The following is a 25201-nucleotide window of genomic DNA, read 5'->3' as shown; positions in this document are numbered from 1 at the left end:
AACTATAACTTTACAGGTTTTATTTGGTAGCCTGCTTTACGCAATAGTTGTATCACTCCTTTTTTTCCTCCCAGATGTCCTGCACCTACAGCAAAAAAAGTAGGCCTCTCTGTGGCAATTTTGGTAATAAGTGGTATCCATCGGTTATTTCGGTCTGTTAGCAGTATACGTTCATACTTGGAGGTTGCCTGAGATGCCTCTGCAATAGATTTCTGCATACCATCTATATCCTGATCTTTGTATAGGTTTATAAGTTTTTGATTTTCTTTTTGTGATTGGATAGTATCTTTCAAAGTCTCTAGTAGCATTGAAGCCTGATCTTTATAGGAGATCTGATCAATAACTGCCAATTGATCTTGTAAAGTCTCCAGTCCGTATGTCTCAATCTTTTGCTCCTGCGCCAGTGACATTAATGAAGTTTCCCATGAGGCTGTCTGACAACTCATGGTAGAAGGCAAAACCAAACTCATAATAAAAAATGGCTTGGTTCCAGCCAACATATCTATTGACATGCCTGTTTTCTTCTGAAAGAAGGTAGATACGATAGTGTAATCTGCCTCTGAAACCAATGACTTTAGAGTTATACCATCTTTCATGGTCATATGTTGCATCATCTGAAGCAACATACCTGGATCATCCATATCCAATTCCAAATAAAGTTGTTCAGACTTGTTAAAGGCAATCTTAAGATTGTTAGTAATTACCAGGTCTGATGCACACAATATATGTATTGTTCCAAAAATATAGGAAGGCTTAGTGATTCCTTTCCCTGATATCTCCCATAATAAGGATTTATCATTCTGGGCAAACAAAGTTGGTATTGAAAATAAAAAGCTGATACAAAGCAGAAGGTAATGTCTCATTGTGAATATATAATAATTTGATTAACCCTTGTATGACCTTACAGATCTGACTCTCCATAAAAATACGATGATTTGTTCAGTAAACAGAAGCTTTTTAATAAACTACATTTCTGAGCTATATCTGTAGAAATAAAAAAACCTTGCTTTCTGGTGAAGCAAGGTTTTAAATCATAGTAGATAATACAGGCTATTAATAGAATTTATATCTCAAATCTTCGATATCTGCATCTTCCTTGATAGCTTCACCAGCCAGATAGGTGACAGAGAAGCTCTTATTTTGTTTCAGTTGCGTCTTATATTGTGTATAATCTGCGATCTGAGGAGCAGGAGTTTGTTTAGTAACTTCCATTACAATCACACCATTCTCACCTTTGATAGCCTTACTTTTCTGACCAACTTTCAAACCAAATGCTTTACCCAGGGCCGCAGGTTCCATTCCCACACTTGGTAAAGAATTAGATCCCATTGTAATATCTGTACCTGTCAACACCTGAGCTTGTGCACCATATTTCTGAGCAATAGCATCCAATGTTCCAGATAGATCACCCAACTTGCTTATGATCTGTTCTGCTTTTTTCTGATTACGAACCTTATTGGTTAGTTCAGCCCGATATGCGTCTACAGAAGGAGATCCTTTTTCACTTTTACCAGTTAATACAGCTATTACATACTGGTTTGGATTATCCAGTTCAAACAATTCTGTTGAAACAGTTCCTACTTTTGTATCATCTTTAAATGCCCACTGTACAATAGATCTTGCATTAACCAGTGTATTGATGCTGGTAGCTTGTGGCTGAAGACGATCCGCAGTGTAAGCAGATAAAGTAGGATCTTTCTTTACAGCCTCTTCAAATGAAGCAATATCTTTAGCCTGACTGCCGATTGCACTGGCTTTACGATATACTTCATTTCGAGTAGCCTCACTAGGTACGATAGACTTACGGATAACAGCAACTTTGTATTTCTTGTATGTCTTAGGTTGAGTTACTTTCACTATATGATAACCATACTCAGTTTCGACAAGGTTTGGAAGCAAGCCAGATCCGTTAAAGCTAAATATAGGTCCTTCGAACTCCTTTACCATTTGCCCATTCTTAGAAAACCAACCCAAGTCCCCTCCACGTTGCGCAGTACCATCAGAACCATATTGTTGTGCTAGGGCTTCAAAACTAGCTCCATCTTTGATTTGTTTCAATACATCTTCAGCTTGTTTACGAGTTTGGGCTTTTACTGAATCTGAGGCACCTTTAGGTAAATTAAATAAAATATGGCTGGCGCGTAATGAAGGAATGCTATCATCTTTTGCTCCATCATATTTAAAGATGTAGTATTCGTTACCATCCTGAAAAGGCCCATTAATAGAACCTGGTATTAAGGTAGAGATCGTATTCTGAATTTCCTGAGGCAGTGCCCCAATTACCTGATAGGAACCATTACCTGGAACTTCAATTTCTGATTCAGCAATAGCAAAAGATGAATCGTTTGGTGCAACAGCCAGCTGTTTAGCAAGATCCACCAATTGACTTTTCAGGTCAGCGCTATCTTTAGCAGAAGGCATGATAGGGAAAGTCACATATTTAAGACTGCGAGTTTCATCTCCTTTGTACTGATTCTTATGTGCACTCAAATACGTTTTTAATTCATCATCAGAAACCTTGATAGTAGAATCAGGAATAGAATAATAAGGAACATATATGTATTTAGCATCAACTTTGGCAACTTGTGCTTCATACTCATGCTGTGCTTCTGCCTGTGTAACATATAAGGAAGTACGTAACAGATTGTCATACTTCTCACGCATACGCATTTGAGGCAGTTGGTTTACGATAAAGTTTTCCCATAATTGCTTATCCTGAGGACGGGCAGAGTCTGACTCTATGTAATCCAGGTAACGATCCAGCATAGTCCTATCAAACTGGCCTGATGCATTTTGGAATACTTGAGTTTGTTTGATGCTGGTATGAATGTTATCTCCTGCAATCATATCATCCCGCTCTTCTGGAGACAAGCCAATGCCCAGTTTTTCAAACTGTGGCTGGTATGCATAACGGAAAATCATATCCTGCCATACCTGTTCACGAATTTGTTGCAGTTGTTGCTCTGTTGGATTCTGCCCTTGCATTGCCATAGTGGCTTTTATCTGTTCCACTTCAGCCTCAAATTCTTTAGCACTAATGCCATGACCCGCAATTTTTCCAACTTCGGCATCATTACTGAACAGATTTGATTTGGGGCCAAAAAAGTCGGCACCGACAATAAAAAGGCCTAATCCTAAAGCAATCAATCCGATTGCCCAGCCTGCTTTTTCTCTGATTTTACCAATTACTGCCATTCGTTGACAATTAAAATAGGTGATTAAAAATAAATAATGAGACGTTATTTCTGATTTAGCAAAATATACTTTCCCGAAAAATAGGGTCACCTTTTGTTTTTACACAGAAAGGGACGCAAAATAAAAAGATAATCCCATAAAAAACAATGTTTTTTGTAAATCATATAGGTGTTTATTGTGGATAATTTACAGGTTTTTGCATAGAAAGAATACGATTTCATACCCGGACTATTATCTTTGCGAAACAAATACTACTAATGGACACATCCGTTTGTACTATTTTTGATATCAGCCTGATTATAGTCAAATCCGAAACTTTATATGTTAGACCGCATTAAGGACATTCGACAACAGATCGAAGACGCCCAAATTGATTCTGCAGACCAACTGGAACAATTCCGGATGGCTTATATAAGCCGAAAAAGTGTAATTGCCGAATTGTTTGAAGGCATGAAAACCATTCCTGCAGAAGATCGCCGGGCAATGGGAGCAGAATTAAATACACTTAAGAATCTGGCTGAAAATAAGTTTAAGGAAAAGCAGGCATGGATTGAAGAGCAAAGCTTATCCGCTCAACAAGCAGCACCTGTTGATCTTACACTACCTGTATATCCAAACGAACTGGGGTCTGTACATCCATTGACGCTGGTACGTAATCGTATTATAGAGATTTTTGGCAGAATGGGATTTGCTGTTGCGGATGGCCCTGAAATTGAAGATGACTGGCACAACTTTGCCGCCTTGAACTTTGCCGAAAATCACCCTGCCCGTGAAATGCAGGATACGTTTTTTATTCGGAAAACAGATAACCCAGCAGATGACCTACTATTACGGACACATACATCTGGTGTGCAAGTGCGTTTGATGGAAAAACAAAAACCGCCAATCCGTGCTATTATGCCAGGTCGTGTGTATCGCAATGAAGCCATTTCAGCCAGAGCACATTGCTTCTTTCATCAGGTAGAAGGTCTTTATATAGATACCAATGTTAGTTTCCGAGATCTGAAAAATACGCTTTACTATTTCGTGAAGGAGATGTTTGGCAATGATGTGAAGGTGCGTTTCCGTGCTTCTTATTTCCCATTCACAGAGCCAAGTGCTGAAATGGATATATCCTGTCTTATTTGTAAAGGAGATGGTTGCCAGATGTGTAAGCATACAGGTTGGGTAGAAATTCTGGGTTCAGGTATGGTTGATCCAAATGTTCTTACCAACTGTGGCATCGATGCTGAGAAATATACCGGATTTGCTTTTGGTATGGGCATCGAACGGATTACAAACTTATTATATCAGGTACGGGATCTGCGTTTATTTAGTGAGAATGATATACGCTTCCTGCGACAGTTTGGAGGAATCAGTTAAGATATCCTAATAAATAAAGAAATTCCTGAATTCTTACAGATAAGCGTGATGCCACTTATGGTATCACGCTTACTTTTTTTTAGATTACAGCATCTACATAAAAATATAGTCAGCTTGATGCTTACTATATGAACATTTTTTAACAATATACCGATTCTATGATACCCATTATTTTTGGTGTGCTGGTGGCGATAATTGGAGGTTACTGGTGGACACAAGTCCGTACGAAACATGTTAGTAGACAAACACTCTCTCTAAATGATACTATTCTGGAGAAAAACTTTGCGTACTACCGACAACTGACACCTGACAAGAAACAAATATTTAATCTGAGGGTAGCTACATTTTTACAAGAGAAAGAATTTATCTCACGGGGTAAACTCGAAATCACAGAGGAAATGAAAATATTGATAGCCGCCTGTGCTGTGCAACTGACATTTGGTCTCTCACCTGTGTATCTATCCCATTTTAACACGATTATTTTGTATCCTGACAAATATTATTCACTGCTTAACCGGGATTATCATGTAGGCGAAGTAAATGCAGGAGGGATCATCGTATTATCATGGAAACATTTTGTGGAAGGCTATTTTTATCCAACGGATGCCCTCAATGTAGGCTTACATGAAATGGCACATGCACTATTACTCGAAAACCGTCAATACGGTGAGGACTTCCTGGCACCAGAACACGTACAGGAGTTTTTTTTACAGGCTAAAGTGGAATATAGGAAGATACAGTCAGGAGAGGAATCTGTGTTGCGAAAATATGCAGGTACAAATGTTGCCGAGTTATTTGCGGTAGCCGTTGAAACATTCTTTGAGAATCCAACAGAAATGTTGTCTGAGGCGCCCTTACTATATAATTCTATGGCAGATCTATTAAATCAGGACCCTCTTCACAGACAAGTTGCAGCTTGAGCCTCTCAACAAGCTAAAATGCACTTAGTAATGAAATAGTCTCCTGATCATGGAGACTACTTGGCTCTGCTAATTTCTATCTTAATCGTTGACGTATTGCTTCATAAATCATTACTCCGGCAGCAACAGAAACATTCAGAGAAGAAATTTGGCCAGCTTCAGGAATTTTGACCAATGTGTCTACTTTACGAATCAGTTCGTTGGTAATGCCATCTTCCTCTGATCCCATAATGATAGCTGTAGGAACAGTAAGATCTACTTCATATAATAACTTTTCAGCTTTTTCTGTACATCCTATTACCTGTAATCCGGATTCTTGCAGAAAAGAGACAGTTCTTACTAAACTTTCTTCCCGACAAACCGGAATAAAATTCAGTGCACCTGAAGATGTTTTGACAGCATCCGCATTGATTTGGGCAGCTCCTTTAGCAGGAATAACAATAGCATGCGCACCAGCACACTCGGCAGTACGGGCTATAGCACCAAAGTTACGTACATCAGTTACCCGGTCCAAAATCAAGATCAAAGGCACCAACCCACGCTCATATACATCACTGATGACATTGTGAAGTTTAGCATAATTTACAGCTGATACAAATGCAATCACGCCCTGATGATTTTTGCGAGTAACACGGTCCAGGCGCTCTTTAGGTACACGAGATATAGGAACATTAAACTCATGCGCAGCCTGTAGTAATTCCGCCAGGTTTCCGGCCGTGCTCAGATCCCGCTGTACCAATAATTTGTCTATTTCCTTACCAGCCCGGATGGTTTCAATCACAGCCCGAATGCCAAAAACAAGATCTTTGCTCAATGAAAAGAGAATTAGTATGAAAACAAAATAAGCGAAAGAGCAAAGGTAGGCAGTGCAGGGTAGAATAAAAAGTCCAGTAAGCAGAGATATGCTTGAAAATTGTTACAATGAATATAGTAGGCTAAACTGATATATAAAACAAAGTTGTTTTTGAGTTTCCTTATTATTTCTAAATAAAATATATCCTGAAAATAGTAGCTTATTTAGTATCAGGTGTCTTATAATGGATAGATACGTCTTAATTTTCTATGCTATTAACTTCCTGTCTAGTAAGTAAGCGAAACAGTATCTTACTACCTGTGAATCTAAAATTTAGTTATTATCGTATATAATAGATAGGAAACTATATATATTTTTCTCAGGTCAGGCACGTTTTTGAAATATATAGTAAAAATCCATAGAAATAAATAACAAGGTTGTATTGAACAAAGATATCATTGCATAATAGTCTAATAAACAAGAGTATTGTTTTTGTGCAATTCTTTTTTTAAGGAATATGCACTAGAATTGCAAAAGTATTATTTACTTTTACATAATTTGACTATAAATAGCATCATTCTTGCTTATTAAACCTTATTTTCTGTGCAAACAACGACCATTACCAAACTATCTATTGTTATTCCGGCATATAATGAAGGGAGAACTATTCACTTCATTTTAAATAAAATCAAAGCGGTACAATTACTCAACAACATTGAAAAAGAGGTCATCATTATTAATGACTGTTCAAAAGATAACACAGAAGAGTCTATTCTGAATTATCAACGAGAAAATCCAGATCTACCTATTACGTATTTTAAACACGAAGTAAACAAAGGCAAAGGAGCCGCCCTGCATACAGGGATCAGTAAAGCAACCGGTGAATATGTAATTATTCAGGATGCGGATTTAGAGTATGATCCGCGGGAATATAATATTCTTTTACAACCTGTTCTGGAAGGATTTGCAGACATAGTATTTGGTTCTCGCTTTATGGGCGGAAATCCACACCGTATTTTATTCTTTTGGCATACTATTGGTAACAAGTTCCTGACATTTTTATCCAATATGTTTACCAACTTGAACCTGACAGATATGGAAACATGCTATAAGCTCTTTCGTACAGATATGATTCAGGCAATTAAGCTGAAAGAAAACCGGTTTGGTTTTGAGCCGGAAGTAACAGCAAAAGTGGCTCGTATCCCTAATGTTCGCATTTATGAAGTAGGTATATCTTATTATGGACGTACTTATGCAGAAGGGAAAAAGATAAACTGGAAAGATGGTTTCCGTGCAATTTATTGCATTTTGAAATATAACCTGTTTGCCTGATTTTAATATAAGAAAATCTTATTGAAATATCAGGTGATACAGACTTACCTTTTCTTATTTGGGAAGGATTAATTTAAAGATTTTACATAAAGTCAGAAAGTCTCAATAATCAATATTTTATGAAAAAAAGTGTACTATTTCTCTTAATGGTTTTGGGGGGGCTGCTAGCAGATTTTTCTGTGCTCGGACAAGCTCCAACAATTACAACCCCAGCAAATAATGCAACAGGTATAAATCCCTACACACAAACAATGACTGGACGTTTAAGTGCAGGGACAACTCCTAGAACAGGAATAAGAAGGCTTAGAGTTCAGCTTTATGATAGCGATGGTGTAACATTACTTCTGTCCAGTGCAGCTGTCAGTGGTGCAGGTTATTTTTCTCCTACTATTATACCTACTACTTCTACAACTGCAACATACACCTATCCTTTGTGGAATCTTTTACAATCTTATGCTGATCTTGATCCTTCTACTTCCCAAGTATATTATGTAAGAGTTCAGACATCAACAGCAACAGCAGGTTGGTTTGGACCTTCTGATGCAACTGTTTTAAATAGCACGCTTACAAGAATTACCATCACAGAGCCTGCTTTACAAAATCCTCAAATTATTTCTCCTGCCAATGGAGCATCTTTTGACCTTTGTCAGAACCTTACAATTACTGTTAATGCCAATTATCAGGGAGCGCGTACACTTCTATACCTTGTCTATCCAACCTCAGATCCAAGCAGTCCGGTTGTAGATAGTGATGCAGATGGTATAAATCCGACTTTTGCCAACGCAACAACAGCTACAACAAATTATGCATTGCCAGCAATAGATACCGCATTATTAGCCGCTAGCACGCCATATACTATAGAGGTGTACAGCGTTGATATCAATGGTGAACTAATAGGAACTACAACTTCTACGTTTACAACAGGAGTAAAACCACCTTCCTCTATACCAGTTATTACTTCTCCATTAGATGGTGCAACAGATGTATCAAGAACCCCATCTATCGCAGTTGCTGCGTATACAGGTTGTGGAACATTGACATCAAGAATTATAGAAGTGGATACAGATCCAGCCTTTGGTGGATCATCCAAACAAACCAGTTTACAGGGAAGTGGTAATGGAGCGTTTAGCTGGACTCCAGCTACATTAGAATTTGGCACACAATATTATGTACGTGTTACCTTCCAAATAAGTGGAACAACTGTAGGAGAAAAAGTCATCAGCTTCACGACAGAATCTCTTGTTATTGCAGACCCTTTACTCATTTCACCAGCTGATGAGGCAACGCTGGATTTATGTTCAGATGTTGTTGCTAATGTGAATGCGAACAGCACATCCGCAAGAAGCTTAGTATTCAAAGTGTTCCCAATAGGGCCTGGACCTACTATCTTTCAACAAACATATAACTTTGCAGATGGTAATGCTGCGACTACACCTTTTAATATAACGTTGCTCCGTTCATTATTTGCAGATAATGCACACTATCTGGTTGAATTAACAACCCGGACAGGGGCTAATAATACAGGTACGTTGATTGGACAAGTATATAACGATTGGTTTACAGGAGTTAATCAATCCAGTGAAGCGGCTAACACACCTGTAATTACCTCGCCAGCAGATGGAGTAACAGTTAATACTGTGACACCTACTATTATAATTCAATCTCCATTTGCAGGTTGTACATTAAACTCTGTATTGTATGAAATCCTGGATGGAACAGTTGGAAATACAGTAGTTGCTTCTCAGAATTATACAACTGCTACTTATAATTGGACTGTTCCTTCTTTCCTAACAGCAGGAAATACCTATCGTGCCCGGGTTACGTATAATACAGCAAATGGTACATTCAGTGATACTAATACTTTCACTGTTTCTGCAACACCTGGAGTTTCTATTCAAAGTCCACTTTCGTTAACTGGATTAAATCCTTGTGGATTCCCTGTGATTGTAAATGCTTACCCGGGAGCAACTACCATAAAAGTAGAGTACAGACAAAAGCCTTCCGGTTCTTTCGGAACAGCTTTCTATAGTACAGCTAGTGGTTCTGATTACACATTCTCATTTACTAATACGCAATTACTTGCGAATACAAATTATGAAATGCGTTTGACTGCAGGTACAGGTACAGGAGGCAGCTTTACAGCTATCACAGGATCTGCAACATTATTTGATTTTAGCACCGGAGGTATTGGAGGTACTTTAACACCAACATTATCCACTCCGCTAGATGGAGCGACAGGGGTTTCTGTGACTCCTACAATTACATTTGCCCCATATCAGGGAGACTGTGGTGCTATTACAAATTATCAGATTGAGATCGTACCTGTTGGTGGCACAGGAGACTGGTCTACCAGAACAGGCTACTACTATGCGAGTTCGGCAAGTCCATCCTTCAGCATTCCAAATGGAGTGTTGACAGCGGGAATTACTTACAAGATTCGTATCTCCACAGAAGTAAGCTTAAATGGTGGAGTAGTAGGATACTATAGCAATTATGATGGAGATGATTCAAATCCAAATATCTATACGTTTACAACTGTTAGTCCACTTGAAACTTATCTTGAACTAGTTACTAGTACATCTAATGTGGTAGGTGGTGAGATATATCTCAATAGTTTGAATCAAACATTACAGGTTCTGGCTGTATCAGGAGCCACACAGTATGAAATTCAACTGAGCACTGATTCAACTTTTACTTCTAACATTCATTATACTGCAACTTCGGCTTCCAATGTTTTTGCATTCAATCCTAATTCACAGCAATTACAATCTGGAGAGAAATATTATATACGTGTTAGAATATCAGCACCGTCTGTAGGTCCATGGACATCTGCTGCAAACATTAAACATGTGTATAACTCTTTGCATCCAACGTATGCAGATAGCCCTGTAGGAAATGTATCTTCCAATTCAATGAAACTAAGAGGATGGCATATGAAAAATGCAACTTCTATGTTCTTCCAGATTGCAACAGATGTAAATTTCACAAATCTGGTTGATGTACATGGTCCATACGGCCCTATATCTGCAGATCCTGCGGGAAGTGGAATAGCTTATGAACGCTATTCATATAGAAAATGGATAAACGGACGTTTAGTAGCGATTGACATTTCAGCTCGTGATGATAATTACCAGGCATTTACAGTACTGGGAGAGTATGATTATGTACGTTACCTGATACCTGGAAAAACCTATTATCTGCGTGTGAAGAACGTAAGAACTGCAGCAAACGGTACCTATCTACAAACAGGTTACTGGGCAAATGTGGCAGCATTTACAGTTCCATCTTATACGCTTACACCTACTGCAACTATGGCAGGTACTTTGACAAGTATGTTTGTAACACCATCCATAACTGCATCATGTCCTCCTGCTGGTGTTTGGAATGTAACAGGTATGCAATTACAGATAAGTACTGATGCAGGTTTTACAGGTATAGTAAGAGATATTACAGCAGCGAGTTATGCTACTACAGTTAACTCACCATTAAACTATAATACTACATACTATCTTCGTGTAAGAGCACAAGCGTCTAATAACCCATTAGGTGCAGGTGCATGGTCACCTTGGTCTGCAACTGTTACTTTTAAAACTATGGCATCTCCATCAGGAAGAGTTGCAGCCGCAGCTACCAGCTTATCAGAAGATGAGCAAAGTCAGTCTGTAGCTTATCCGAATCCATTCAATAGCACTATATCTGTTACATTAAAAGCAGAATATGCAGCAGTTACTGTTAGCCTGGTAGATCAAACAGGTAAAGTTGTGGATCATGCACAATCTGCAGGTGGTAATACAGTTGTATTAGGTAAAAAATCTTCGCAAGGCTTGTATCTGATTCGTATTACAGATCAGACAGGTGTAAAAGAAACTATTAAAGTTGTGAAGCAATACTAGTTTGACATAAAACCCAAACTTTTGAAAACGTAGAAGTGTAGTCACAGTACTATGCTTCTACGTTTTTCTTTTTAACTTTGGCCAATAAAATCCTGTTTCAGCGAAAATAACACTATTGTGCCAACTGTTTTAGCCATTATACCAGCTCGTCAAGGCTCTAAGTCCATCCCTCATAAAAATATCCGTTCCATTGCAGGTAAGCCCATGCTGGCTTATTCCATTGAACATGCCTTATCTTCAAAAAAAATAGATCGTGTAATTGTCAGTACAGATAGCGAACTCTATGCAGACATCGCAAAGCAATTTGGAGCAGAAGTTCCATTTTTACGTCCGGATGAGATTTCCCAGGATCATTCAACTGATCTGGAAGTATTTCAGCATACCTTGCATTGGTTAAAGGAAAACGAAAATTATATTCCGGATATCTGTGTTCATTTACGGCCTACCCATCCGGTTCGAAACCCTGCAGATATTGATATGATGATTGAGATAATCCTGTCTGATAATACCTTGGATTCTGTTCGCTCTGTAGTAGAAAGCCCTGAAACACCTTACAAAATGTGGTTTCAGGATGAGACAGGTAAACTAAGCCCTGTCATTAAAACAGATATACGCGAAGCCTATAATCAACCCCGACAGATATTGCCTAAAACCTATCTGCAGAATGCATCCATTGATATTGTACGCACCAGTACATTACTGGAAAAGAATTCTATGACAGGTGATCGTATACAGGGGTATATCATGCAGGAAATCTTTGATATTGATTATGAGAGTCAGCTTAGTGAAGTATCTGCACGTCTTAACTCTGTAGCTAATGATGTGCCATCTGGCCACACTAAAAAAGTTAAGTCTTTCTGTTTTGATATTGATGGTGTGATTGCTACTCTTACGCCTGACAATGATTATACAAAGGCCGACTGTAACCCAATGATGGTTGCTGCCGTAAATGCACTTTATGATGCTGGACACGAGATTATATTATTTACAGCACGTGGTACCAAAACCGGAATTGACTGGTCAGAAACTACCCGCGAGCAGATGAAACGTTGGGGAGTAAGATACCATGATCTCCGATTTGGCAAGCCAGCAGCAGAATATTATATAGATGACCGAATGCTATCTTTTGATGATCTCTACAAACTGGTTAAGAAATAAATTAGTAGTTCGTTATACCTTCTATGCCTTTTCATCCATTAACTTCTTTACATGTATATGAATCCTCTTTTTAATGATCTTTTTATATTTGAGATGGCCAATAATCACCAGGGCGATGTTAATCATGGCCTTGCGATTATCCGGGAGATGGGAAAAATTAAACGTAAATACAATATCAATGCAGCTGTAAAGTTTCAGTACCGTCAATTGGATACGTTTATCCATCCTGATTACCGTAACAATACAGAAGCCAAACACATCAGCCGTTTCCTCAGTACAGAATTGTCTCTGGACGATTACTATACCATGGTAAAAGCCACTCGTGAAGAAGGGCTTGTTACCATCTGTACTCCATTTGATGAAGAATCTGTGGACATTATTCTGAAACATGGTATTGAGATTATTAAAGTAGCCAGTGCCAGTGCAGATGACTGGCCTTTATTACAGAAAATAGCCAAAGCAGGAAAGCCTATTATTGCTTCTACTGGTGGATTATTAATGCCACAGATAGATAATCTGGTGAGCTTCCTTCGTCATCGTACAGTTGATTTTGCAGTGTTGCATTGTGTAGGAATTTATCCAAGTCCTGATAATGTATTGCATCTTAATTTCCTTGAAAAGATAATCCGTCGTTATCCGGATGTAACTATTGGCTATTCAGGTCATGAAGCACCTGACAACACAGATGTAGCTAAAATTGCTATTGCCAAAGGAGCTAAGATTCTGGAACGCCATGTAGGTTTGCCAACAGATACTATCAAACTGAATAACTACTCAATGAATCCAGAGCAGGTAGATCAGTGGATTGCAGCTACCTTACAGGCCAAGATAATCTGTGGAAATAATGAAAAGTCTGTAACACAGGCAGAAATAGATTCCTTATTGTCTTTAAAGAGAGGTGTCTTTGCTAAGCGAGCCCTAAAAAGTGGACAAGAAATTACAGCAGATGATGTATTCTTTGCCATGCCATGTCAGCCTGGCCAACTTACCTCCGGAGAATTTGGTCGTTATCGGGCAAAGTGGAAAGCTTCAAAGGATTATAAATTAAATGAAGGGGTATTTGAAACAAACCCTCCCGATTTATATACTCAGATCAGAGGAATTATCCATCAGGCCAAGGGATTATTTACAGAAGCGGGAGTCGTGTTAGGTGATAATTACGAAGTTGAGCTTTCACATCACTATGGTTTGGAAAACTTCGCAACTACAGGTTGTTTAATTGTAAATATCATTAATCGGGAATATTGCAAAAAATTAATTGTTGTTCTACCAGGTCAGTCACATCCATCCCATAAACACAAAAAGAAAGAAGAAACTTTCCAACTGTTATATGGTGATCTGAAGGCACAGTTAGAAGATCGTCAGTATATTCTTAAACCAGGAGATCAGCTGCTGGTAGAACGGGAAACATGGCATTCTTTTAGCTCTGAAAAAGGGGCAATCTTTGAAGAAATTTCAACTACGCATTTTCGTAACGACTCTTTCTATGAAGATGAAAGCATTGCTGCTTTAGACCCTATGCAACGTAAAACAGTACTGGAAGAATTTTAGAGATAATAAATCCAATTACTGATCCCTCAATGCTCATTAAAGGTATTGAGGGATTTTTTTTATCTATGAAGTGGTCCTTGATATCTGATTAAATTTATCGTATTATAGCTTTGTACATTATAGAACAAACAGTTTGATTACAAACGATATGGTCAAACCTTTTACTGTTGAAGAACTCAGTCAACTTTCAATGCAACTTCTTTCTGCACCCAGAGACTCTCCTTTGTTTACACAATGGACATTGGCAATAACAAAGACATCTTCCAAAACTTTGATAGAACTTATGACTAGGCTAGCGATGTCAAACAAGGATCTTTCTGATCAGGAGTTCGAAAAGTTACGAGCTATCTATCCGGCTATTCTGGCAGCAATAGAGTCCAGCAATGCAGATGATACTGTGTGGGCTGTTGAGAAAATTGAAAAACAGTTTGAACAACTAAACAAACGTATCTATACACTCATAGTTGTTTCAGGGTTGGTTGTATTCTTGTTGGTAGTTTTATTGATATTTAAGTAATAAGCCAGTTATCCATTTTCTGAATAGCCTCTTTATTTTTAAGAAGCAGCCAGGTCAGTTCCTGTCTAAACCGATCCGGAGATATTACTTCAAACTCCGGAGTTCGGCTTTTAGTTGAGAACTGTTGTTCAAATACTTTGAAAGTGAGATATAAATCACCTAAATAAATTTCCTTGTCCTTATTTTTAGTACCCTTTACAGAAATATATACTACCGGGTGACGCAAAATTACATCTGGATAAAGATATATCTGAAAGGATACAGAATCTTCACACTCCTGCGAACAATCGCCATATACACCATTCTCATAGCTATTTCGTACAACATAATACTGGATAATAGCCAAGTCAGGAATGTCTTCTATACTAAGAGGAATATCATCAATATGTATATTCATCGATTATATATAGGTGAAGTACAGTCATTAAATCGCAAGCAGAGTTATGCTTGTCTCACTAAATCGTTCATAATAATCTGTTACGGACGATCTGCTAATTACTAAAGTACACAAAATGACTAAACATCACACCAATATTTTTCTCACCTGATCGTTCTTAGTAAAAATGGAAAAGTGGCAAAGATACTACTGGCACAGATTTTGGATATAACTACTATAATGAATGTATTATTTAAAGAATATCGCTATGGCAACTCTCATATTAATTGGATGCTTTATTCTTTTTGTGGGTCTCGTAATTCGTAATACAGAACATCATATAGGATAATTGAAACCACAGGCAATGGTAGGTATTGCCTGTGGTTTTTTAAATATATAGGCACTGCAAACACACTAAGTAAAATTGCCTGTAATTTTTTAGAATGCTATTTTAGGCTATTCATTCTATCCCACTTTTCTATTAACTTTCTTGCTGACAGAATAATACAAAATTCTTAGCAGGGAAAAGGTTACAGACTTAATCAGATAAGTATATAATAAGTACAAACCACTAACTTTCTGCGAGTAATCAATCTCCAGCCAAAAACAGCCTTCTTAAAGTTATTTATAAATAAAAAAAGAACTATTAATCAGGTATAGATCTGTTGGGTATACAATCACACAGCAAAATCGTTATTTGTTTCTGATTGGGCTAAAATATATGAAACACACTCAAAAAGGTAACTGGTTACAGGTAAGAAAATGGATATTAGCCAGTGTGTTTATATTTTTTTACATAACAAGTTACGGTCATCATAGACTGTTACATTTCCGACACCTCACTGTGGCAGATGGGCTTTCACAAAGTACCATTAATTGCATCTTACAAGATAGCAAAGGGTATATGTGGTTTGCTACAGATGATGGGTTAGACAAATATGATGGATATAAATTTACTGTTTACCAGAATGATGCAAACAATACTCAAAGCATCAGCGGTAATCGTGTAATGGGTATTGTAGAAGATCAGGAACACAATTTCTGGATTGCAACTGCTGGAGCAGGAATTAGTAAGTTTATCACAAGTAAAGGGACTTTCGTTCAATATCTTTCAGATAAAAATAATAGGAATAGTCTGAGCAATAACAATGCAAGCAGTATTTTAGTAGATAAAAAAGGTATAATATGGATTGGTACCAATGGAGGTGGCTTAAATCAATATAACCCCATTACTAATACATTTACGAGATACATTCACCAACCTAATAGACCAAACAGTTTAATAGATAATGAAATAACCTGTCTTTTTGAAGACACCCAAGGCAATATATGGGTTGGCACTGATAATGGAGGATTAGACCGCTTTGATCAATCTACCAATCAGTTTCTCCATTATCAGCATAGTACTGAACAAAAAGCAAGTCTTATTCACAATTATGTAAGACGTGTATTCGAAGACCATAACGGTAAACTCTGGATAGGTACAAATGGAGGGCTAGACTGCCTGAATGAAAAGAAAGATGGATTTATCCATTATCAGCATGATCCTCTTAACCCTCATTCCATTGGACACAATGTAGTCCTTTCATTGAATGAAGATGCTCAAGGTCATCTTTGGATTGGAACTGAAAATGGAGGTATGGATGTATTTGATCAGAAAAAATTTGAACATTACTTACCAGATCTGCAGGATCCTACCAGCTTGAGTAGCCCGTCTATTTACTCTATTTATAGGGATTCTCACCAGAATATGTGGGTGGGTACATTTGGTGGAGGTATTAATTGGGTTGATCGCTACCAGAAAAAATTTAACTCCTATCATTATCTCCCTACCTCTCTTGCTGGTTTGAGTCACAATATGGTAAATGATTTTTCACAGGACGCTGATGGGAAGGTATGGGTTGCAACAGATGGAGGAGGAATTAACTGTTTTGATCCTAAAAAAAGAACATTTACTCATTATGTGCAAAATCCTAAAAATTCAAATAGCATTCTGGGCAACTTCATGACATCTGTACTGGTAGATGATTTTAATAATGTATGGACAGGTGCATGGGAAGGGGGAGTAACCAGAATTAGTGCAGACAGGAAAAAGTTTACCAGGTATAAGTATACTCCTTCTCAACTTTACTCCTGCACTCCCCTTTGTACTAATAACCCATACTCTATTAAAAAGGATAAACAAGGTGTACTATGGATAGGTGAATATGGAGGCGGTCTCACTAAATATGACCCACAAAAAGATAGCTTTACCTCTTATCGACATAATTCGTCAGATTCCAATAGCCTCAGCTCTGATTATATTCAGGTTGTATTACCTGCCCAGAATGGTGATATATGGATTGGAACACTTGGTGATGGCCTTACTCGGCTTATCCCTTCAACAAATACTTTTATCCGGTACTATCATGAAGATAGAGATAAGAACAGTCTGACAAGCAATGATATCTATTCTCTTTTTGAAGATAAGCAAGGCGTAATATGGATAGGAAGTAGTGGAGGATTGAACAAATTTGACCCCCGTAAAGATGCTTTCAGCAGATATTCCATTCAGGACGGCTTGCCTAGTAATGCTGTTATGGATATACAGGAAGATACACGTGGTAATCTATGGATCTCTACCAAGAAAGGTCTTTGCAAGTTTAATCCCATTACTAAAGTACTGCGTGTGTATACACAGGAAGACGGCTTACAAAGCAATGAATTTAATCGTGCCTCACTACACAGTAAAACGGGAGAACTATACTTTGGCGGGACCAATGGTTTTACTGTTTTTTATCCAGACAGCATCCAAGAGAACCCAATTATACCACCTGTTTATCTCACAGACTTTCAAATCTTTAATAAATCAGTACCTGTAGGAACATCAGATTCACCTTTACAAAAAGTTATTGGAGAGAGTTCTTCTGTAACACTTCCACATGATGCCTCTGTAATTTCCTTTGAATTTGCAGCACTAAACTTCACAATCTCACAAAAGAACAAATATGCCTATATGCTGGAAGGGTTTGACAAGGCTTGGAATTATGTAGGTAATAACCGGCATGTTACCTATACTAACCTCGATCCAGGCACCTATACTTTCCGAGTAAAAGCCTCTAACAATGATGGAATATGGAATGAAAAAGGAACGTCTGTCCAGCTTATCATTATCCCGCCCTGGTGGAAAACCTTCTGGTTTCGTATAGGGTTAATAGGCTTTATTGTTTTACTTGTATCTATTTGGTATACAGTCAAAACCAATACCATACGAAAGCAGAACCGGATATTGGAAAACAGAGTACTGGAACGGACTCACAAGATAGAACAACAGAAAGAAGAATTAGCCCAGCAAAGAGATATTCTAAGCCAGCAAAAGAATACAATTGAAGAAAAAAATGCTCTTCTGGAAAAATCACACCTTTTGTTAGAACAACTGGTTGAGGAAAGGACAGAAGAACTGATCAATAAAAATAGAAGACTAGAGCAATTCGCTTTTATTACCAGTCATAACTTCCGATCTCCGGTTGCGACTCTGCTGGGATTATGTTCTGTATTTAATACAGAAGATCCCGCCGATCCATTCAATATGGTTATTATGGAGAAGACAGGCGAGGTTATTCATAAACTGGATGAAATGATTCAGGATCTGAGCATCTTATTGGATCATCAGAAAGATGCAGAATCACTTTACGAATGGGTAGAATTAAAATCTATCCTGCATGATACTAAAATACTTCTGGCAGAAGAAATCCAGAAATCAGATGTCCGGATTCATGAGAATCTGACTATGTCAAGAGCTTACCTTGTCCCTGCTTATATCCATAATATATTTCTGAATCTGATTGGTAACGCTATCAAATACAGACAAGAGAATGTTCCTCTGGAAATACATGTATCCAGCTATGAAGATGATAATACTATTACCCTTATATTCAGAGATAATGGATCTGGTATAGATCTCACTACCAAAAAGAATCAAATATTTAGCCCTTTTAAACGGTTTCATACTCATATACCAGGGAAAGGTATTGGCTTGTATATGATTAAAACTCAGGTGGAATCCATGCGAGGAAGTATTCAGGTCGAAAGCGAAGTAAACAAAGGTACAACCTTTACTATTCTGCTACAGAAAAAGACAGACCTGCCAAAAGAAACCATCTCCGTTAGTGAGCAAGCCTGACGGCATACTTTCAATGAGTACAAATTGAAAAGCCGTTTATTAAGGTTATTTCATTTGTTCACAGAATATACCAATCTGTTTTGCAATTTTCATAAATTGGTTACCTTTGTATCTGTATGTCACTGATCTCCAATACATATCGCCTCTTTGCTGCCGGAATATCGGTAGCCTAACACTGGGATAACCCTCTATCCTTAAAGCTTTCATTTGAAAGCCAGTGTAACTATTGCCTTCTACTATTTCTATTCTTTATTCACCTGAATCAGGTACAAGTAATCGCACTCCTGCAAACTTCTTGTATAGATTCCTTATTTCATTTTTTACAATGTCATTTTTAACTCAATACGGCTGGAATCCGTTTTTTGAAAATAACTATTCGGCACACACCTTATCTGAATCTGTTGGCAGAATATGTACAGTATTTGGTCAACGATATCAGATTATAACAGCATCAGGTTATCTGGAAGGAGAAGTTTCAGGTTCATTGTTAAACAGCAAAGAAGCCTGGGATTTACCCAAAGTCGGAGATTGGGTTGTATTTATAGCTACTGGCGATATGGGTTATATTATTGATGTACTTCCACGACAAAACGAACTATCACGAAAATCACCTGGCAGATCTATGGAAAAACAGGTTCTTGCTACCAATATTGATCAGGCATGGATACTTCAGGGATTGGATCGTGACTTTAACTTAATGCGTTTACAAAGGTATCTGTATCAAATATGTTCCTTAGACATTTCACCTCTTGTAATTCTTACCAAATGTGATCTGGTTAGTAATCCGGAACACTATCTTGAGCAAGTAATCCAATTGGGATATACATGTCCGGTTATTCTGACAAGTATTCAAACAGGACAAGGGCTGGAAGAATTGCGAAAGCTATATCTGAATGTAGGAAAAACCTATGTCTTATTAGGTTCTTCAGGGGTGGGTAAAAGTTCGCTTTTAAACACGCTGATGGGAACAGAAATTCAATTAGCAGGAAGTGTTAGTACCGCGAATAGCAAAGGAAGGCATACGACCACTACCCGAAATTTAATTTTACTTCCCAACGGTAGTTTAATGCTTGATACGCCTGGTATGCGGGAATTTGGAGTTACTGTTGATCAAGAGACTGCAGCTGGATTGCAGCATCCTCAGCTGGAAGAGTTGGCTCTTCATTGCCACTTTCATGACTGTACCCATCAGGATGAACCTGGATGTGCTGTCAGAGAAGCTATTCATACTGGCGAACTACCCTTACTGGTATACCAGAGTTACCTGAAACTGACAAAAGAAAGTCAGCGATTTAATCTTAGCGCTGATGAGAGAAGGAGACGAAATAAACTGGCAGGCAGGCTATCCCGAGAAGCCAGTATGTATCGTAAGAGAGACAAATATTAATGGTGGTCCTTAATGCACTTGTTATTGTCAACAGACAATAACAAGTGCATTCTCTGTAAAAGAGATTTGTCATTATTGCCCCTTCAGTTTGTCGTATTTACACCTGCACAAAATCATTTATCAGTAGTATGTTTGTAAAGAAAACAAAAATGTTTGTAGTGAGAACATTATGTGTATATTTGTCTCGATTTCAGGAACCGATATTGTTCGTTAACAAACATAAGACAATACTGAAATCAAAATTTATTATTCCTATACTAAACCATTTAAACAGTTAACAACATGGCCACAATCAATCCTTATTTGAATTTCAATGGCAACACGGAAGAAGCCTTCCTTTTCTACAAGTCTGTATTTGGTGGTGAGTTTGTATCATTACAACGCTACAAGGAGGTACCAGAAATGGAGACTGAAGCGAAAACGAATCTTACTGAAGATGACAGGGAAAAAATTATGCATGTCTCTTTACCTATTGGACAAAATGCTATTCTAATGGGGACAGATGTACTAGAAGCATATGGACAAACACTTACAGAAGGTAATAATTTTTCTGTTGCGATTGGTACAGATAGTGAAGCAGAAGCTGATAAGCTGTTCAACGGGTTATCTGAAGGTGGAACCATCACTATGCCCCTGCAAAAAACTTTCTGGGGTAGTTATTTTGGTATGTTTAATGACAAGTTTGGTATTCAATGGATGGTAAATTATGATTATCAATAAGATATCTTTAATAAGATTGCTACTACAGCTGTGATAAACTATTAAATCGATTTCCTTTGCTTTCGTACAGCCTGTTTTTGTGCGAAAGCTTCTTTCGTGTATAAATTCCAATCATCAAACCTTAACAGATGTAGAGTATGAAAAAGCTAAAGATTATTTACTGGATTATTACTGGTATCATGGTAGCGATGTTAGGCCTGGGTTCCATCTTTGATGCCATTTCTGCACCCGAGGCAGTAGCCTATGTTACAAAATTAGGATATCCGGCCTACATTGTCCCTTTTCTGGGAGTTGCCAAACTACTAGGTATTATAGCAATACTGATTCCCGGTTATCCCAGGATTAAAGAATGGGCATATGCCGGATTGACATTTGATCTACTGGGAGCCTTATATTCTCATATTAGTAATGGAGATCCAGCATCTACCTGGATATTTATATTTATACCGATCCTACTTGTTGCTGGTTCCTATATTTTTTACCATAAGCTCCAGGAAATGGCAAAAGGTGAAACAGCAACTTATGCTCCACAACTTTAACCAGACACTACTTTATGGTCGAAGTATTTAAAACCAATGTTACAACTACAGAGCATGCAGATTGGCTGATATACCAAATCCATCATCATTTTCCTAATTATAAAGCCAATTTCGACCTGACCGACTGTGATCGGATTTTGCGCATAAAGAATGTATCGGGTCCTATAGAATCCGATTTTTTGATTTCATTCCTGGAAAGATTCAGATGTAGAGCAGAGGTACTATCAGATGAAAGTGAATCTGTTCTAAGTGGAATAAATCTCTTACTCAATCAGGTTAGTTAACCTATATGTTTTTTGATTGAACCTATACAGTAAAGAGCCTAAATTCGGAATAGTGGGTCGCTTTAGGCTCTATTTTTTCTTTATTTCAAACAATAAAATAATATAACAGAGATCTACTGTACCAGTTGAGCAAATAATCGAAGAAGTGTTTCCTGGGCATTCAGACAAAATCCAGGATGTACGGGTGATGTTTGTACTACTGTACTTCGGGTTGCTGTAAGCCATCGAAAGCGGGAAGCTATTGGAAGCAGACCAATGGGACCTCCTTGCTTGCCTCCTTTACATATCTGAGCAAAGGCAGTAAGTCTCTCTTCCAGTTCCTGTACTTCAACCTGACAGACAAACGCTTTTAATCTCTCTGGATTTATTTCAAACATAGTTTGCAGAAATCCTTCTGCTGAACAATAAACAATAACGCCTACATTAAGAAATTCTTCGCGTTCCACACGAGGTACGACGCGAATTACGGCGTACTCAAATAAGTGCTTCTCTTGCATGTTGTGCTTCCTTGACAAAAATTTCTGATGAGGCAAGTCTTGTTTCTAAAAACTGGATATACATATCACGTTCTTCATCAGCAGAGATAAAAGCTGATCCTCCGGTAAGCCATATATCCGGAACTAACCCAACAATAGAGTGTATTCGTTCCAAAGTTAATATTGACTTAACTTCTGTGTCTATTTTTTCCAGTTCGGAGGCTTGTGGTAATAGTACATGATCTTTTACCTGAGTAAAAGGTTTTCGGCTATGCTCTTCCCAATTCTGGCCGGAATGATGGAAATACAGGGATGCTCCATGATCTATCAGCCATAATTCTTTATGCCAGATTAGCATATTGGTATTGCGGGCAGTTCGGTCCACATTGGTAATCAGACAGTCCAGCCACACAATTTTGGATGCCAGATACGGTTCTACTGTATTGACTACAGGATCAAATGTAATAGCTCCAGAGAGATAATGTACTGCTAGATTTAGTCCTGTGTCACTGGCCCGAAGCAGATCCTGAATTTCCTCGTCTGGTTCTGTTCGACTTAAAGCGGGGTCTATGGTAGCGTACACAATTTCTGGTACACGCATGCCTAAAGCTCTTGCCAGTTCACCACCAATCAACTCGGCAATAAGTGCTTTTACGCCCTGTCCGGCTCCTCGAAATTTAAGGACATATAGAAAATCATCGTCTGCTTCCACCAGGGCAGGTAATGAACCTCCTTCCCGTAGTGGGGTAACATAACGAGTCACATGGACTGTTCTGAGATGAGATGAATTATTCACAGGAATAGAGTTCTGGATCACACATAATAAATCTCTTTATCAACAGACTCATCTGTCTAACAAGATATGAGCGTGAAAGTTAGACCAAATTTTTGAAAAGTCAGAAATCAGGATTTAACTTTTGTAGAAACGTGGATTTACTAAAAGTGCTAGAGTAGGCACTATTTTATTGCTAATCAGATTTTTGTAATAGATCAGGAGTAGAAAATTATTGATAGGAAATAATCTACTTTGCTGTTCTATTTTGTAATTTACTATCTGTCAACAAACACACAAATCTTTACTTCTTAAAGCGCAATCCATGGAAGCTATTACCTATGACCTCGTTTTTGATCCAATAGACATTTCTGCTATTGAATCAGACTTTTACTCAAACAACAGGATCTATTGTAATATAGAAAAAACACCGGATGGTGATCACATCTATGTATTCAATCCGGAATATGCTTTTGAAAAGCAGCAAATAGTCAATGCAGATGCAGGCAGAATCCTGCGCTATCTGCATATACCTGAAAAATACCCAGAATTATACCAGAAATTTCTGCAGATCGGACACATGTATATCCGGACGGATCATGCCAATATTAGTGTCTTTCTTATTCACAGCCTTCCCAGTGGAGTTACTCATTAACGGAAACTCGCTCCAACAAACTTCAATACTTCGGGCAGAGCTGTACGCCAGTATATCCAGGTATGGGCACCATCTCTGACACGAAACTCATGCGGAATGCCTTTGTTAATAAGTAAGGCATGTAGTGCCATGTTTTCCTTTATCAGATGGTCATCGTCACCACAATCAATATAATAACGGATTGACTTAAGCTGCTCAACAGGTGTAGTCTCAATGATTTTTGGAATAGAGTTTTTATACCAATGATCTGTCAAGCGGTCTTTGCCTTTTAGTGTTTGCGGAAAATTTACGGTAAATCGTCTCGCCCATTCTGAATCTGCCATGGTTACTGCATCTGTATCCGTAAACACAGCGCTACTTAAAGGAGCAGCCGCTGCAAAGAGATCAGTATGTTTGGTTGCCAGCAACAATGTACCAAAGCCACCCATCGATAATCCGGCAATACCTCTGAATTCTTTGCTGGCTCGTATCCGATAAGAGGCCTCAATATGAGGTATTAACTCACGAATAAAAAAATCTTCATAGTTATTCTTACCATCTGCACTATTCATATACCAGGTCTTACCTGCATCAGGCATCACAATAATCATAGCAGGAGCATCACCATTATTTATAGTCCTATCTGTGATAGACTGTACTTCTCCAGCTTGTGTCCAGCCAGTTTCATCATCTCCTAATCCATGTAAAAGATATAAGACAGGGTAACGGCGATTGGTTTTATCATAATCTGCCGGAAGGTATATGGAATACTCAACTTCCCTTCCAAGCACAGAACTTTTTAACTTAAGGCTTTCTTTGATAGTTCCTTGTTGAGCGTAAGTAATAAATGAAGTAAGTATCAGATATAACGTAAAAAACTTTTGCATGAGATTTCTTTATAGTAATGGGTATAGAGCAACAAAGAAATATTTTATTTCTTAACCAGAAAATTATTTTCAGCATGCTTCATCCCGAATTTTAGCTAATGACTTATTTATTCATCAACTATTGGATTTACGATGAGTTTTATATTTGCGTTTTATTCACAGCAAGAAAAATTTTGCGGTGAACTCCGATCAAAAATTTTCTTGCTGTGAGTTATGCGCAAAAGAAAAAATGATCGGAATTCT

General features: G+C 38.0%; 20 protein-coding genes. 13 read left to right on the top strand and 7 right to left on the bottom strand.

Annotated features, from left to right (window positions below):
• Window positions 1-2 precede the first annotated feature (2 nt).
• Together QNI22_RS17995 and QNI22_RS17990 are read right to left on the bottom strand one after the other, a co-directional pair.
• Complete coding sequence (locus QNI22_RS17995) at window positions 3-863, bottom strand: TraB/GumN family protein (RefSeq protein WP_314512711.1); 861 nt, start codon at window positions 861-863, stop codon at window positions 3-5.
• Between the two features lie 190 nt (window positions 864-1053).
• On the bottom strand, window positions 1054-3195 hold the full coding sequence (locus QNI22_RS17990) for a peptidylprolyl isomerase (protein ID WP_314512710.1): 2142 nt from the start codon (window positions 3193-3195) through the stop codon (window positions 1054-1056).
• A 321-nt stretch (window positions 3196-3516) separates the two neighbouring features.
• On the opposite strand from QNI22_RS17990, the gene pheS reads away from it, so the two are divergent.
• Entirely contained in the window at window positions 3517-4557 is a 1041-nt protein-coding gene (pheS, locus tag QNI22_RS17985) for a phenylalanine--tRNA ligase subunit alpha (RefSeq protein ID WP_313979685.1), read from the top strand.
• 158 nt (window positions 4558-4715) lie between these two features.
• Window positions 4716-5477: a zinc-dependent peptidase gene (locus QNI22_RS17980; protein ID WP_314512708.1), complete on the top strand. Its 762-nt coding sequence runs from the start codon at window positions 4716-4718 to the stop codon at window positions 5475-5477.
• A 76-nt stretch (window positions 5478-5553) separates the two neighbouring features.
• Here the strand turns inward: QNI22_RS17980 and rlmB are convergent, their stop codons facing one another.
• Window positions 5554-6291: a 23S rRNA (guanosine(2251)-2'-O)-methyltransferase RlmB gene (gene rlmB / locus QNI22_RS17975; protein ID WP_314512707.1), complete on the bottom strand. Its 738-nt coding sequence runs from the start codon at window positions 6289-6291 to the stop codon at window positions 5554-5556.
• Between the two features lie 582 nt (window positions 6292-6873).
• Here rlmB and QNI22_RS17970 point away from each other — a divergent pair.
• The 5 genes from QNI22_RS17970 (at window position 6874) to QNI22_RS17950 (ending at window position 14721) form a co-directional block, all read left to right on the top strand.
• Entirely contained in the window at window positions 6874-7602 is a 729-nt protein-coding gene (locus tag QNI22_RS17970; RefSeq protein WP_314512705.1) for a glycosyltransferase family 2 protein, read from the top strand.
• A 119-nt stretch (window positions 7603-7721) separates the two neighbouring features.
• Window positions 7722-11495, top strand: a complete 3774-nt coding sequence (locus tag QNI22_RS17965; protein ID WP_314512703.1) for a T9SS type A sorting domain-containing protein — start codon at window positions 7722-7724, stop codon at window positions 11493-11495.
• A 117-nt stretch (window positions 11496-11612) separates the two neighbouring features.
• Window positions 11613-12653 carry an acylneuraminate cytidylyltransferase family protein gene (locus QNI22_RS17960; protein ID WP_314512701.1) on the top strand — a complete coding sequence of 347 codons (1041 nt, stop codon included), beginning with the start codon at window positions 11613-11615 and terminating at the stop codon, window positions 12651-12653.
• Between the two features lie 57 nt (window positions 12654-12710).
• Window positions 12711-14204 (top strand): N-acetylneuraminate synthase family protein, encoded by a 1494-nt coding sequence (locus tag QNI22_RS17955; protein ID WP_314512699.1) that lies wholly within the window; start codon window positions 12711-12713, stop codon window positions 14202-14204.
• 133 nt (window positions 14205-14337) lie between these two features.
• On the top strand, window positions 14338-14721 hold the full coding sequence (locus QNI22_RS17950) for a hypothetical protein (protein ID WP_314512697.1): 384 nt from the start codon (window positions 14338-14340) through the stop codon (window positions 14719-14721).
• Here QNI22_RS17950 and QNI22_RS17945 read toward each other — a convergent pair.
• Window positions 14714-15118 carry a hypothetical protein gene (locus QNI22_RS17945; protein WP_314512695.1) on the bottom strand — a complete coding sequence of 135 codons (405 nt, stop codon included), beginning with the start codon at window positions 15116-15118 and terminating at the stop codon, window positions 14714-14716. The two genes, QNI22_RS17950 and QNI22_RS17945, sit on opposite strands and share 8 nt — an antisense overlap.
• A 700-nt stretch (window positions 15119-15818) precedes the next feature.
• Between QNI22_RS17945 and QNI22_RS17940 the strand changes: the two genes are divergently transcribed.
• The 5 genes from QNI22_RS17940 to QNI22_RS17920 all read left to right on the top strand — a co-directional run bounded on the left by QNI22_RS17940 (window position 15819) and on the right by QNI22_RS17920 (window position 22189).
• Entirely contained in the window at window positions 15819-19259 is a 3441-nt protein-coding gene (locus tag QNI22_RS17940; RefSeq protein ID WP_314512693.1) for a ligand-binding sensor domain-containing protein, read from the top strand.
• A 325-nt stretch (window positions 19260-19584) separates the two neighbouring features.
• On the top strand, window positions 19585-20646 hold the full coding sequence (gene rsgA / locus QNI22_RS17935; RefSeq protein ID WP_314512691.1) for a ribosome small subunit-dependent GTPase A: 1062 nt from the start codon (window positions 19585-19587) through the stop codon (window positions 20644-20646).
• A 282-nt stretch (window positions 20647-20928) separates the two neighbouring features.
• Window positions 20929-21366 carry a VOC family protein gene (locus QNI22_RS17930; protein WP_314512689.1) on the top strand — a complete coding sequence of 146 codons (438 nt, stop codon included), beginning with the start codon at window positions 20929-20931 and terminating at the stop codon, window positions 21364-21366.
• Between the two features lie 137 nt (window positions 21367-21503).
• Window positions 21504-21905, top strand: coding sequence for a DoxX family protein (locus tag QNI22_RS17925; RefSeq protein ID WP_314512688.1), 402 nt, complete (start codon window positions 21504-21506; stop codon window positions 21903-21905).
• Between the two features lie 14 nt (window positions 21906-21919).
• On the top strand, window positions 21920-22189 hold the full coding sequence (locus QNI22_RS17920; RefSeq protein WP_313991451.1) for a hypothetical protein: 270 nt from the start codon (window positions 21920-21922) through the stop codon (window positions 22187-22189).
• A 113-nt stretch (window positions 22190-22302) separates the two neighbouring features.
• Here QNI22_RS17920 and QNI22_RS17915 read toward each other — a convergent pair whose 3' ends face one another.
• Together QNI22_RS17915 and QNI22_RS17910 are read right to left on the bottom strand one after the other, a co-directional pair.
• The gene (locus tag QNI22_RS17915; protein WP_314512687.1) at window positions 22303-22686 is read right to left on the bottom strand and encodes a DUF3037 domain-containing protein; all 384 of its coding nucleotides are present in this window, start codon (window positions 22684-22686) and stop codon (window positions 22303-22305) included.
• Entirely contained in the window at window positions 22664-23461 is a 798-nt protein-coding gene (locus tag QNI22_RS17910) for a HipA family kinase (RefSeq protein WP_314512686.1), read from the bottom strand. Before QNI22_RS17910 ends, QNI22_RS17915 begins: the two co-directional genes overlap by 23 nt.
• Before the next feature lie 301 nt (window positions 23462-23762).
• Here QNI22_RS17910 and QNI22_RS17905 point away from each other — a divergent pair, with 301 nt between their 5' ends.
• On the top strand, window positions 23763-24092 hold the full coding sequence (locus tag QNI22_RS17905) for a hypothetical protein (protein WP_314512685.1): 330 nt from the start codon (window positions 23763-23765) through the stop codon (window positions 24090-24092).
• Here QNI22_RS17905 and QNI22_RS17900 read toward each other — a convergent pair.
• On the bottom strand, window positions 24089-24958 hold the full coding sequence (locus QNI22_RS17900) for an alpha/beta hydrolase (protein WP_314512684.1): 870 nt from the start codon (window positions 24956-24958) through the stop codon (window positions 24089-24091). The two genes, QNI22_RS17905 and QNI22_RS17900, sit on opposite strands and share 4 nt — an antisense overlap.
• Window positions 24959-25201: the final 243 nt, after the last annotated feature.

This window comes from Xanthocytophaga agilis, from assembly GCF_030068605.1.
GTDB classification, from domain to species: Bacteria; Bacteroidota; Bacteroidia; order Cytophagales; family 172606-1; genus Xanthocytophaga; species Xanthocytophaga agilis.
This window is presented reverse-complemented; position numbering and strand designations above follow the sequence as displayed.

Bases quoted from the DNA above. Each gene is read 5' to 3' on its own strand.
- QNI22_RS17995 (WP_314512711.1), bottom strand. From the start codon at position 863: ATGAGACATTACCTTCTGCTTTGTATCAGCTTTTTATTTTCAATACCA.
- QNI22_RS17990 (WP_314512710.1), bottom strand. From the start codon at position 3,195: ATGGCAGTAATTGGTAAAATCAGAGAAAAAGCAGGCTGGGCAATCGGA.
- pheS (WP_313979685.1), top strand. From the start codon at position 3,517: ATGTTAGACCGCATTAAGGACATTCGACAACAGATCGAAGACGCCCAA.
- QNI22_RS17980 (WP_314512708.1), top strand. From the start codon at position 4,716: ATGATACCCATTATTTTTGGTGTGCTGGTGGCGATAATTGGAGGTTAC.
- QNI22_RS17965 (WP_314512703.1), top strand. From the start codon at position 7,722: ATGAAAAAAAGTGTACTATTTCTCTTAATGGTTTTGGGGGGGCTGCTA.
- QNI22_RS17955 (WP_314512699.1), top strand. From the start codon at position 12,711: ATGAATCCTCTTTTTAATGATCTTTTTATATTTGAGATGGCCAATAAT.
- QNI22_RS17945 (WP_314512695.1), bottom strand. From the start codon at position 15,118: ATGAATATACATATTGATGATATTCCTCTTAGTATAGAAGACATTCCT.
- QNI22_RS17940 (WP_314512693.1), top strand. From the start codon at position 15,819: ATGAAACACACTCAAAAAGGTAACTGGTTACAGGTAAGAAAATGGATA.
- rsgA (WP_314512691.1), top strand. From the start codon at position 19,585: ATGTCATTTTTAACTCAATACGGCTGGAATCCGTTTTTTGAAAATAAC.
- QNI22_RS17930 (WP_314512689.1), top strand. From the start codon at position 20,929: ATGGCCACAATCAATCCTTATTTGAATTTCAATGGCAACACGGAAGAA.
- QNI22_RS17925 (WP_314512688.1), top strand. From the start codon at position 21,504: ATGAAAAAGCTAAAGATTATTTACTGGATTATTACTGGTATCATGGTA.
- QNI22_RS17920 (WP_313991451.1), top strand. From the start codon at position 21,920: ATGGTCGAAGTATTTAAAACCAATGTTACAACTACAGAGCATGCAGAT.
- QNI22_RS17915 (WP_314512687.1), bottom strand. From the start codon at position 22,686: ATGCAAGAGAAGCACTTATTTGAGTACGCCGTAATTCGCGTCGTACCT.
- QNI22_RS17905 (WP_314512685.1), top strand. From the start codon at position 23,763: ATGGAAGCTATTACCTATGACCTCGTTTTTGATCCAATAGACATTTCT.
- QNI22_RS17900 (WP_314512684.1), bottom strand. From the start codon at position 24,958: ATGCAAAAGTTTTTTACGTTATATCTGATACTTACTTCATTTATTACT.